The sequence below is a fragment of the Megasphaera sp. An286 genome (assembly GCF_002163455.1).
In the GTDB taxonomy this organism is placed as follows: Bacteria; Bacillota; Negativicutes; order Veillonellales; family Megasphaeraceae; genus Megasphaera; species Megasphaera stantonii.
In genome coordinates this window covers 1-12070 of the sequence record NZ_NFIY01000001.1, presented here as the reverse complement: position 1 = coordinate 12070, position 12070 = coordinate 1, and the positions used below count along the sequence as shown (strand labels likewise).

At 54.1% G+C, this 12070-nt stretch carries 6 protein-coding genes and 4 tRNA genes; 1 reads left to right on the top strand and 9 read right to left on the bottom strand.

Annotation, left to right across the window (positions count from 1 at the left end; genetic code table 11):
- Positions 1-71: 71 nt before the first annotated feature.
- The 4 genes from B5F80_RS00045 to speE form a co-directional block, all read right to left on the bottom strand.
- Positions 72-147: transfer RNA gene (locus B5F80_RS00045), tRNA-Lys, on the bottom strand.
- Between the two features lie 5 nt (positions 148-152).
- A tRNA-Gln gene (locus tag B5F80_RS00040) sits at positions 153-227 on the bottom strand.
- Position 228: 1 nt separating this feature from the next.
- A tRNA-His gene (locus B5F80_RS00035) sits at positions 229-304 on the bottom strand.
- A gap of 123 nt (positions 305-427) precedes the next feature.
- Entirely contained in the window at positions 428-1276 is an 849-nt protein-coding gene (gene speE, locus B5F80_RS00030) for a polyamine aminopropyltransferase (RefSeq protein WP_087476769.1), read from the bottom strand.
- A 254-nt stretch (positions 1277-1530) separates the two neighbouring features.
- On the opposite strand from speE, the gene B5F80_RS00025 reads away from it, so the two are divergent.
- Entirely contained in the window at positions 1531-5835 is a 4305-nt protein-coding gene (locus B5F80_RS00025; protein ID WP_087476768.1) for a 2-hydroxyacyl-CoA dehydratase, read from the top strand.
- 119 nt (positions 5836-5954) lie between these two features.
- Here the strand turns inward: B5F80_RS00025 and B5F80_RS11310 are convergent, their stop codons facing one another.
- The 5 genes from B5F80_RS11310 to B5F80_RS00005 all read right to left on the bottom strand — a co-directional run bounded on the left by B5F80_RS11310 (position 5955) and on the right by B5F80_RS00005 (position 11297).
- Positions 5955-6110 (bottom strand): hypothetical protein, encoded by a 156-nt coding sequence (locus B5F80_RS11310; RefSeq protein ID WP_162860304.1) that lies wholly within the window; start codon positions 6108-6110, stop codon positions 5955-5957.
- A gap of 120 nt (positions 6111-6230) precedes the next feature.
- The gene (locus B5F80_RS00020) at positions 6231-9707 is read right to left on the bottom strand and encodes a DNA polymerase III subunit alpha (protein ID WP_087476767.1); all 3477 of its coding nucleotides are present in this window, start codon (positions 9705-9707) and stop codon (positions 6231-6233) included.
- Positions 9708-9902: 195 nt separating this feature from the next.
- Positions 9903-10397, bottom strand: coding sequence for a GNAT family N-acetyltransferase (locus B5F80_RS00015; RefSeq protein WP_087476766.1), 495 nt, complete (start codon positions 10395-10397; stop codon positions 9903-9905).
- A 25-nt stretch (positions 10398-10422) separates the two neighbouring features.
- Entirely contained in the window at positions 10423-11136 is a 714-nt protein-coding gene (locus B5F80_RS00010; protein WP_087476765.1) for a hypothetical protein, read from the bottom strand.
- Positions 11137-11220: 84 nt separating this feature from the next.
- Positions 11221-11297, bottom strand: a tRNA-Pro gene (locus B5F80_RS00005).
- Between the last annotated feature and the right edge of the window lie 773 nt (positions 11298-12070).

The window sequence follows — 12070 nt, the reverse complement described above, 5'->3', positions numbered from 1 at the left end:
TATAAATGAATTTGCAGTACGCGCAAACAAAAATAACAAAAAAACCGCCTCTTGAGAGACGGTTTTCCAACTGGTGATTCACCCGAGATTCGAACTCGGGACACCCTGATTAAAAGTCAGGTGCTCTACCGACTGAGCTAGTGAATCATGGCTGGCAGGGGTAGCTGGATTCGAACCAGCGCATAGCGGAGTCAAAGTCCGGTGCCTTACCACTTGGCTATACCCCTATGGGGCGAGTAAAGGGATTCGAACCCTTGCGTAACGGAGCCACAATCCGCCGTGTTGACCGCTTCACCATACCCGCCATATTGTAATCTGCGCGACAGCGCCCTTAGCTGCGCTATAAGCGCCGTCAACGTAGATTATAATATCATTTCACAGATGCAATGTCAATAGCAAAATTATATTTTTTATGTACTTTTTTCGCTTAGCGATCTTTTTCCCCATACAGGACGTCTTTTACGAAGTTCGGCAGTACGAAAGCGCTGCGCTGGATGCCTTCGTTGTAGTATTTCGTCGGGAAGGTGCGCTTGCGGTTCGGTTCCCATGTCAGGGGATCGTACTTCTTCGAGCCCATAGTAAAGCAGTGCATGCCCGTCGGATACAGGGGAATGAAGGCCGTGTACAGGCGCGTAATGGGGAAGATATCGGACACGCAGTCCTTGATTTCCCGCACGAGCTTGCTGTGCATAAAGGGAGATTCCGTCTGCTGTACAAACAAGCCGTCTTCCTTCAATGCCTTAAAGGTGTCTTTATAGAATTCATACGTAAACAAGCCTTCGCCGGGGCCGACCGGATCGGAGCAGTCGACGATGATGACGTCGTAGAAATCCTTCGCTTCGCGCATGAAGGCAATGCCGTCGCCGACCTTGACGGTCAGCTTCGGATTGTTTTCCCGCATGGCTTTGGAAATCGCCGGGAAAAACTGCTTCGACAGCTCAATGACCTTGCCGTCGATGTCGACCATCGTGACGTGTTCTACTTCGGGATGGCGCACGGCTTCACGAGCTGCGCCGCCGTCGCCGCCGCCGATGATGAGGACGTTTTTCGGATTGGGATGCAAAAACAGCGGGATATGGGTAATGCATTCGTGATAAATAAACTCGTCCTTGTCAGACGTCTGGAACACGCCGTCCAGCACGAGCATACGGCCGAATTCCTTCGAATCGGCTACGATAATATCCTGAAAATCAGATTTGCCTTCATATAAAATTTCCGATACTTCTGCGCTCAGGTCCAAGTACGGAGACTGATGTTCTGTCACAAATTTTTTCATGAGTACCTCCTATATTGTCTCTTAACTATATGTTATTGTAACACAAAAGAGTAAACAAAAGGAAGTAATTGTATACGTATCGCTCATAGGTGGAGGTAAAATTTTCATATGAATTCTCATTCCGGCACCTTACAGTTTTGACTCCATATGGTACAATATAGAGTAGACTTATATGCGCCGTATTCCTTTAAACGCGGCGCCTGCATCTATAGATTATCAGAAAGATCGGCTTTGCAGCCGATAAGGTGACTCACATGAAAAACATATTACATATAGGCATTGACATTGGTTCGACGACGGTAAAGATCGCCGTCCTCAACGACGCCAAGCAATGCCTGCACGCGTGCTATGTCCGCCACTACACGGACATTCGCCAAAAGGTGTGGGATTTGCTGCAAAATGCCTATGAGATTTTCGGTGACCAACAAATCACCATTGCCATTACAGGCTCCGGCGGCATCGCCCTGGCAGACTACCTGGGCATCGCCTTCGTTCAGGAAGTCATCGCCGGCACGAAGGCCGTCCGCACCTATTACCCCCAGTCGGACGTCATTATCGAGCTGGGCGGCGAAGACGCGAAGATTACCTATCTGACCGGCGGCAACGAACACCGCATGAACGGCAACTGCGCCGGCGGCACGGGCGCGTTCATCGACCAGATGGCCACGCTGCTCCACACCGACGCCAGCGGCTTAAACGATCTGGCCGAAAAATCGGATACCCTGTATCCCATCGCCGCCCGCTGCGGCGTATTCGCCAAAACGGATATCCAGGCCCTCCTCAACGAAGGGGCCAGCAAGGAAAACGTCGCCGCGTCGGTCTTCCAGTCCATCGTCTTCCAGACGATTACAGGCCTGGCCTGCGGCCGTCCCATCAAGGGCACGGTCTGCTTCCTCGGCGGCCCGCTGACCTATTTGCCGCAGCTGCGCCGTCAGTTCGCCAAGACCCTTCATTTAGACGACGACCACGTCGTCGCGCCGGAAAACGCCCAGGTATACGTAGCCATCGGCGCGGCTCTGGGCAGCTTCGACGAAACGCCTGTATCCTTCATGAACCTCATGGGACAGCTGAAAAACGTCGACGAATCGTCTCTGGCAAAATCGGACCGCATCGATCCCCTCTTCGACAGCGAAGAAGAGCTGCGCGAATTTCAGCAGCGCCACTCGCAGCATACCGTCCCCTACGGCGACCTGGCCGCCTACAGCGGGCCGTGCTACCTGGGCCTCGACGCCGGCTCGACGACGATCAAGGCCGTCCTGCTGAGCGAAGACCTGAAAATCCTCTATACGCACTATCAGAATAACGAAGGCAGCCCGCTCATGGCCGCCAAAAAGATCATCGAAGAAGTGTACAGCCGCCTGCCCGACGGCGCGTTTATCGCCAAGACCGGCATTACGGGCTACGGCGAAGCCCTGCTGAAAGAAGCGCTGCACCTCGATATCGGCGAAGTCGAAACCATCGCCCACTATCAGGCGGCAGCCCATTTCTGCCCTGACGTCGATTTCATCCTCGACATCGGCGGGCAGGACATGAAATGCAGCCGCTTAAAGGACGGCCACATCGAGGACATCCTCCTCAACGAAGCCTGCTCGTCAGGCTGCGGCTCATTCCTCGACACCTTCGCCAAGTCGCTGAACCTGTCTATCGAAGAGTTTTCCAAGGCAGCCCTGATGGCCAAAAGCCCTATCGACCTGGGCTCGCGCTGCACCGTTTTCATGAATTCCAAGGTCAAGCAGGCCCAGAAGGAAGGAGCGACCCTCGCGGATATTTCCGCCGGCCTGTCCTACTCGGTCATCAAGAACGCCTTATATAAAGTAATAAAAGTAAAAGACCCGGAAAAGCTGGGCAAATACATCGTCGTCCAGGGCGGCACCTTCTACAACGACGCCGTGCTGCGGGCTTTTGAAAAGCTCCTGGGCCGCCAGGTCATCCGGCCGGCCATCGCCGGCCTCATGGGAGCCTTCGGCATGGGGCTTATCTGCCGCTCGTCCTACCATAGCGACCACGCCAAGACGACGCTGCTCAGCCGGCAGGATCTGGCCGGCCTATCCGTCGCCACGTCGATCCGCCACTGCGGCCTGTGCACGAATAACTGCCTGCTGACGGTCAACACCTTCAACGACGGCCGTTCCTTCATTACGGGCAACCGCTGCGAACGGGGCGCCGCCGGCTCGACGACAGCCCGCAAGGAAGCGCTGCCCAACATGTACAAGGTCAAGTACAATTTGCTGTTCAACCAGTACAAACCGCTGGAGCAGGGCCCCCGCGGCACCGTCGGCATTCCCCGCGTGCTGAACATGTACGAAGACTATCCCTTCTGGTTTACTTTCTTCACCAAGCTGGGCTACACTGTCGTCTTGTCCGACCCATCCTCCAAGGAACTGTTTGAAAAGGCCATGGACACGGTCCCCTCCGATTCGGCCTGCTATCCGGCCAAGCTCGTCCACGGCCACATCGAAAACCTGCTGGAAAAGGGCGTAGACCGCATTTTCTATCCCTGCATCCAAAACGGCCCCCAGGAAGGCAGCCGGGACAACAGCTTCAACTGCCCCATGGTCATGAGCTATCCCGAAGTCATCCGCCACAATATGGTGGAACGCCTGTCTGACACGAACACCCTCTACCTCTGCCCCTTCCTGCCGCTTCACGATAAAAAACGCATCGTACCGCGCCTGCAGGAAGAGCTGCGCGTATGGAATATCGGCAAGAAGGAAATCAAGGAAGCCGCCCTGGCCGCCTGGGACGAGGAAGAAGCGTATAAACAGAAATACCGCGACCTGACCAAGGCCACGCTGGAACGGCTGGCAAAAGACGGCGACAGGGCCATCGTCCTCTGCGGCCGTCCCTATCACATCGACCCGGAAATCAATCACGGCATCCCCGAGCTCATCAACAGCCTGGGCCTGGCCGTCCTGACAGAAGACGGCGTCGCTCCCCTAGGACACCTGCCGGAGGAACTGCGCGTCGTCGACCAGTGGTCCTACCATTCCCGCCTGTATCGGGCAGCGCAGTACATCGTTACGCAGCCCAATCTGGAATTAGTCGAACTCAACTCCTTCGGCTGCGGCCTCGACGCCATCGTCGCCGACCAGGTACAGGAAATCCTGGCTCAGGGTCATAAAATCCATACATTGCTGAAAATCGACGAAGGGTCCAACCTCGGCGCCATCCGCATCCGCCTGCGCTCCCTCTTATTCGTCATGAATCACCGGAAACCAAGCACGGAAGCGACGGAACCCTATTCGTACCACAAGGCCTTGTTCACGGAGGCCGACAAGAAGACGAACGTCATTTTGGCTCCGTCTATGACGCCGATTCACTTTCCCATGTTCGAAGCGGCCTTCGCCCACGAAGGCTACCACATCGAGCTCCTGCCCCATCAGGGCCAGGAAGCCATCGACACGGGCCTGGCCTATATCCACAACGACGCCTGCTATCCGGCCATCATGTCCCTGGGACAAATCATTACGGCCCTGAAATCGGGAAAATACGATCTGAAGCACACGTCGGTCATCATTTCCCAGACAGGCGGCTGCTGCCGGGCGACGAATTACATCGGCATGATCCGCAAAGCCTTGGCCGACGCCAATATGAGCGACGTAGCTATTATCTCCCTGAACACCAAAGGACTGAATCCCCAGCCGGGCTTCAAGCCTCATATCGGCTTCTGGCACCGCCTGGTCATGGCCATGGTATACGGCGACGCGCTGCAGCAGGTATTATACCGCACGCGGCCCTATGAAAAGGTAAAGGGCACGGCCGAAAGCCTGTTCAAAAAATGGCAGGAAAAATGCAAGGTCGACCTGATAAAAGCCGACGTCAAGACCTTTAAGAAAAACATCCGGGCCATGATCGACGAATTCGACAACATCGACATGAGCGAAGAGATGAAGCCGCGCATCGGCCTGGTCGGCGAAATCTACGTCAAATTCCATCCCATCGCAAACAACCACATCGTGCGCATGATCGAAGAAGAAGGCGGGGAAATCATCGTCTCCGGCCTGACGGATTTCTTCCTGTACGGCCTCCTCGACACCCAGTTCCGCCAGAAATACCTGTCGGGAAGCTGGATGTCGGCCCTGGCCAGCAAATCGATGGTGAAGCTCCTCGAATGGTACCGCAAGCCCTATTGCGAAGCCGTCGCCAAGAGCCGCCATTTCGACCCGGTCACGTCGATTTACGACATTGCCGACGAGGCGAAGGAATACTTATCCCTCGGCCACGTCGCCGGCGAAGGCTGGTTCCTGACCGGCGATATGATCGACCTCATCAAGCGGGGCGCGAAGAACATCGTCTGCCTCCAGCCCTGGGCCTGCCTGCCGAACCACGTAACGGGCAAGGGCATGATCAAAGCCCTGAAAGCGGCCTTCCCCGACACGAATATCGTCGCCATCGACTACGACCCCAGCGCCAGCTCGGTCAATCAGACAAACCGCCTGAAACTCATGCTGACGACGACCTTCGAAGGCATCCGCGAAACGGTCAGCACGACGGCCAAACCAGTAATCCCCTTCTTAAACGGCGTCCGCATCAACAGCACGCTGAACGCAGAAAAATGATATCTGAATTTCATGCCGGCAGGAATGATACGCCTGCCGGCATATGTTATCTCTTGCGCAAAAAAAAGCCCGTATGACAGATACTATACTCTGTCATACGGGCTTTGCCCTTCTCTATTTTATTTTTGCTGCATATCCTGCTTCCATTGTTTCAGCTTATCCTGGTCCTCTTTCGGGAGAGAGACGCCGCAGCAACCGCCGGTCGAACATCCGGCAAAGCCTTGGTACACGTCGGAAATCACGTTTTTTACTTGTTTCAACCGTTCTATTGTCATGGGAGACCCTCCTTTTATGTTTATAAGCTAAGGCTATGGTTACAGTATATCATATTTTTTCTTAATTTAAAATAATTATCTGTAAATATTTTATATTATTTATATCAATTCTGCATAGCCTCACTTCAACACGACAGAGCCCGGCTCCAGCATGGCTTCCAGCTCCTGCCGCAGGGAATCCTCCGTTTCTACCCAATACCGCGGGTCGGTCAAAATCGTGCGGCGGCTGCCCATGAGGTGAAAGTATACCTTGACTTCGCCGTGATGCTTTTCCAATACGCCGCCCAGGCGCGTGCTCAAGTCGCTTCGTTCCAGATGGGCCGGTATCTTGATAAACAGCTTCGTCCCCTTTCCCGGCTGCCAGAGTGCGCCGGCCCGGCGGGCGGCTGCGGCCATGCTCACGGCGTGCCCCTCTGCCGGCTGGTCTCCTAAGGGTGCTAACGTTTCGGCAATGAGTTGGATATCGTCGTCGTTAATATCGGCCCGGCCTTGAACGGAAACAGCCATATCGACGACGCAAAGATTCATATACTGGCTGAAAGCCTTGGGAAAGACGACGACGGGGATAGAGCCGGTGTAATCTTCAATCGTCAGGATAACCATCTGCTCGTTCCGCTTCGTCGTCACCTGCCGCCGTCCCGTCACCAGGCCGCCGATGCACAGCATTTTTCCGTCATACTGCCGGTTATCCTCGCCGAAGAGGACCGAAAGAGGCGTCATGGACTTCAGCACGTCTTCGTATTTTTCCAGGGGATGCCCGCTGAAATAGAAGCCGTCGTATTCCTTTTCCATAGCCAGCAGCATGTCCATGGGATATTCGGGAGCATTGGGATAGGCCAATTCCATCGCCGCAGTGTCGTTTCCGTCGTCGAACAAGCCCATCTGCCCCGATGCATCGTCCTTTTGCTTCTGCGCCCCGACGCTCATGGCCTCTTCCAGTACGGCGATGAGCTGCGACCGCGGCCGGCCGAAGGAATCCATAGATCCGCCTTTGATAAGGCTTTCCAGCATCTTGCGGTTTAGAATATGGTAATCGACGCGGCTGCAGAAATCGCTGAGCGACGTAAAGGGCCCGTCTTTTTCCCGGCTCGTGACGATAGCCTCGATGACGACGTCGCTGATGCTTTTGACTGCCGAAAGGCCGAAGCGTATGGCGCCGTTTTCGACGGAAAACATGGATACACTGGCGTTGACGTCCGGTGCCAGCACCTCGACGCCGTGACGGCGGCATTCCGAAATGTAATAGCTGATCTTGCGGATATCGTTGATAAAGCTGGTCATCGTCGCCGCCATGAATTCCGCCCGGTAGTGCGTCTTCAAATACGCCGTCTGCCAGGCGATGTAGGCGTAGGCCGCCGAGTGGGATTTATTGAAGCCGTAGCCGGCGAAGTATACCATGAGATCAAAGACCTTGTTGGCAATGTCGTCGGAAATGCCATTTTTCTGCGTCCCGGCCAAAAAGCTCTCCCGTTGGGCTTTCAGGATCGATTCCTTCTTCTTGCCCATGGCCCGACGCAGCAAATCTGCCTGTCCCAACGAGAAGCCGCCCATGACGGAAGCGATCTGCATGACCTGTTCCTGATACAGGATAACGCCGTACGTGTCCTTCAAAATCGGCTCCAGCAAGGGATGAAGATAGGTGATTTCCTTTTCGCCGTGACTGCCCTTAATGAAATCCTCTACCATGCCGCTGCCCAAAGGCCCCGGACGGTACAGGGCGACGAGGGGAATCATGTCTTCGAAATGCTTTGGCGCCAGTTCCTTAACCAGCGTCGTAATGCCCGACGATTCCATCTGGAACACGCCGGCCGTATCGCCCTCCGTCAGGAGTTTGCACGTCTCCTGGTCGTCCAGGGGAATGGCGTCGATATCGATGTCGACGCCGTGCTGTTGCCGTATGAGCTTGACGGCATCGCCGATGACGGTCAGCGTCCGCAGGCCCAGAAAGTCCATCTTGAGCAGGCCCAGCTCTTCAACCAGATCCTTGTCATACTGGGTCGTCAAATATCCTTCCTTTGAATACTGCATGGGCACGTAATCGTCTACCGGAGCAGCGGAAATTACGACGCCGGCCGCATGAGTCGACGAATGGCGTACCATTCCTTCAAGGGCGCGGCTCACTTCGACCATGTGATGAATCGTGCTGTTCGTCTCGTATTCCTGGCGGAATTCCTTGCTGATCTGCAGAGCCCGGTCGATAGTCAGGCCCAATTCCATCGGCACGAGCTTCATAAAGCGGTTGACTTCGCCGAGAGGAATCGCCAAGGCCCGGCTGACGTCGCGCATGACTGCCCGGGCAGCCAGCGTTCCGAAAGTGATGATCAGCGCCACGTGTTCCTTGCCGTACTTGCGCGTTACGTAGTCGATGATGCGGCCGCGGTTTTCATAGCAGAAATCCATGTCGATATCGGGCATCGTCACCCGTTCCGGATTGAGGAACCGTTCAAAGAGGAGGTCGTATTTCAGCGGGTCCAGCCCCGTAATCCCCAGCAGATACGCTACGACGGAGCCCGCCGCCGAGCCGCGGCCCGGGCCGACGGGGATATCGTGGTCGCGGGCAAACTTGACATAGTCCCATACGATGAGGAAGTACGACGGAAAGCCCATCTTGTTGATGACGTCCAGCTCGTAATTCATGCGTTCCCGCACTTCCGGCGTCACCGGGTCGTACCGCGTCGGCAGGGCCTCTTCGCAGAGCTTGCGCAGGTACGACTCGTCCGTCTCCCCTTCGGGAACGGGGAATTTCGGCAAATGGCGCTCGTCAAAGGATATCTCCACATTGCACTTATCGGCGATTTCCAGCGTCGTATCCAGCGCTTCCGGCATATCGGGAAACAGCTCGGCCATTTCGTCACCGCTCTTCATGTAAAACTCGTCGTTGGCAAAGCGGAAATGGTCCGGGTCTTCGAGGGTACTGCCCGTCGAAATGCATAATTTGACTTCCTGCGCCCCGGCATCTGACTTTTCAATGTAATGGAAATCGTTCGTCGCCACGACCTTCAATCCATATTCCTTCGACCAGCGCTTAAACACCTCGCGGACGATCTTTTCCTCCGCCAGCCCGTGATTCTGCACTTCCAGATAGAAATCGTCCTTGCCGAAAATGCGCACCAGCCGCTCCAGCGTCTGCCGGGCTCCTTCTTCGTCGCGGTTGAGGATATTCTGCTGGATATGGCCCTCGATGCAGGCGCTCATGGCGATAAGCCCCTCATGGTACTGCTCCAGCAGGTCGTAGTCGACGCGGGGCTTGTGGTAATTGTTTTCCCCGTCAACAAAGCCCTTCGACACGATTTTGACCAGATTATGATAGCCCTTCAAATCCTTCGCCAGCAGGATCAGATGGCATAACCGTTCCTTCGTCTTCTTCTCGAAGCGGCTGCCCTTGGTCATATAGACCTCGCAACCTAAAATCGGCTTGACGCCCTGCTTTACCGCTTCTTTATACAAATAGATGACGCCGTACATATTGCCGTGATCCGTAATCGCCACGGCGGGCATATTCAATTCTTTTGCCTTCTGAACCATGTCGGGAATGCGGCACAGCCCGTCGAACAAGCTGTACTGCGTATGGACATGCAAATGGACAAATGGCCTCATGACAACGCTCCTTATCGATAAGTTACATACTGCAATGCTGCGTATCTTTTATTATAGCATACCTGCCCCAGCAGCATAAGCCGGACGGAACACAAGCGCAAAAAAACTCCTGCCGCATGAGCAGCAGAAATAGGATCTGCGCTATGCGACAGGAGATAGGGTGAAATATCGCTAAGGTTTCATAGGACGTCCCGCTCACCGGGGCAAGGGCAATACCATATCGTACCACACGGCGCCGCCGTGCGTAGACTGGGATTTCCCATGGCATTCATAGCCGAACTGCTCGTAAAACGGGATAAGCCGTTCCTTGCAGGTCAGGATAATCTGCTTTTTACGGCGCGACTCCGCCTTTTCGATATAGGCCTTCATCAGCGCCGCGGCAAAGCCCTGATGCTGCTCCTGGGGAATCACGTCCAGACCGAACACCATGACGTTCGGCGCGTCGTCGTCGTGCAGCGCCGTCGATTCATACAAATCGTCGGTCAGCTCGTCCTTATTCGTCACGCAGCCGTTGATAAATCCAATAGGCCTTCCATCCTTTTCCGCAATGAGAAAGGAATAGGTAAAGGCTGCCAACCGCTGGCGGAAGCTCTCTTCCGTCGCAGCTTCTGCCGCAGGAAAGCATGCCGCTTCAATGGCCGTCACGGCCTTTAAATCTGTCGGCGCCGCAGGCCGAATTACTATATCCATACAATCCCCTTTCTATCCCCTGTATTTATTCCATCGGTTTGACGTAGATAGACGGTTTGCCGTCGGCAGGGTAGCCCATGGCATCGCCCAGCTCGTCGCCCGTCACCTTCAGGTCCGTATTGCGGCTCACAGTCACGCGGAACAGCTGCCCTTCCTTATAGTTCAGCTCTTTCCCTTTCAAAAATGCCGAAATCCACCACGGAGCAAACCACGTCGAGCTTTTCTTTCCCCGGCCCTTGATATAGCCGTTCAAGGGAACCGTCACGCCGTTCAGCGTTTTAATCGCCGCAATGGACAGCTCCAGCTTGCCGCCTCTGCCGAAGCCGCGGTTTCCCCGGCCCTTCAGCACCTTGCCGACGCAGGTCGTGCCGGCCGGAATGACGACGACGTCGTTGATGACTACGTCTTCCAGGCTCTTCAGCTTAAAGGCCTTGCCTTCCTTGCTGGTCTTCGAGCTGATCGGCTCCTGCAGGGCCAGCATGAGCGGCGTGCCCTTAGGAATATACACGTGGCCCAGTTCGACGCCGTGATGGGTTTTCGGCCGTTTCGGGTCGTTGTACTCATCTAATATAGCCTTCGTCCGTTCTTGAATATTCGGTTTTACTGCGGGCTCTTCGACAGGAAATTCCGCTCCTACGACGGGAGTCTTCACATCATGAAATTCCTCGCTGGCCTGAACTGCTCCGCCAGCCAGGCAACAACAGCAGCATACGGCAGCTAATACGCGTTTTACCTGCATGACAGTTTCCCCTTTCGCCAAACGATGCGTATTGCAAAAACAAGAAAAGCCTTCGTCCAACGCTCTGAACAAAGGCTTTTATGCTGGTCGGAACGGCGAGATTTGAACTCGCGACCTCTTCCACCCCAAGGAAGCGCGCTACCAAGCTGCGCCACGTCCCGTTAACAGACATTATTGTACCCGATTCCATAGGACTTGTCAAGTAATTGAATACATAAACATTTCCGCATGTATCAACAGCCTTCGTTTTTTTCTTGACGGCTCTTTCAATACTCAGTATAATGAAGGTGAAATAAAAAACGAGGCATTACACCGACAAACGGTTACAGCCCCTACATTAAGCAAGATTTAATCGCCTAAAGTTTGGACGCTATGGGCGGTTATTTCTTTTGTAAAAGTACCACTAAGGGAATCAAAAGTAATAGAATAGTGTTACGTTTGTCTCGTTCATGGGCATCACCCCCATTCATTCGAAATGGATAGGGGCGATATAACCGCCTGCCGTTGCGTGTGCAATGCCTACGGCAAAATAATACACGACGTATTGATGATATGTCAATAGGACATGTAGGGCTAAACCTTTTCACATACATATCAACAGCCTTCGCTTTCACTTGACGGCAATTTCGATACTCAGTATAATGAAGATGAAATAAAAATGAGGCATTACACCGACAAACGGTTATAGCCCCTACATATCAGTTACAAAAAAGTAATCGCAAATAGTGGGCTAGACTAGGGGCGGTTACTTTTTTGTTGTGTCTTTAATCAGAACAACCGAGCCTGTGAAAAAATCTCTGTAAACATAGATCTTCTATGATACTCGGTAAGCTGAAAGCGAATTTGAGAACTTTCAGCTCATGGTTTATATATAACAACACATGCTGAACATGTCAAGTACAGACAGGATTTTCGCCTGCTTTTGCCAGCTATG

Excerpts from the sequence above, each read along its gene's own strand:
- speE (WP_087476769.1), bottom strand. The coding sequence starts at position 1,276 with ATGAAAAAATTTGTGACAGAACATCAGTCTCCGTACTTGGACCTGAGC.
- B5F80_RS00025 (WP_087476768.1), top strand. The coding sequence starts at position 1,531 with ATGAAAAACATATTACATATAGGCATTGACATTGGTTCGACGACGGTA.
- B5F80_RS11310 (WP_162860304.1), bottom strand. The coding sequence starts at position 6,110 with ATGACAATAGAACGGTTGAAACAAGTAAAAAACGTGATTTCCGACGTG.
- B5F80_RS00020 (WP_087476767.1), bottom strand. The coding sequence starts at position 9,707 with ATGAGGCCATTTGTCCATTTGCATGTCCATACGCAGTACAGCTTGTTC.
- B5F80_RS00015 (WP_087476766.1), bottom strand. The coding sequence starts at position 10,397 with ATGGATATAGTAATTCGGCCTGCGGCGCCGACAGATTTAAAGGCCGTG.
- B5F80_RS00010 (WP_087476765.1), bottom strand. The coding sequence starts at position 11,136 with ATGCAGGTAAAACGCGTATTAGCTGCCGTATGCTGCTGTTGTTGCCTG.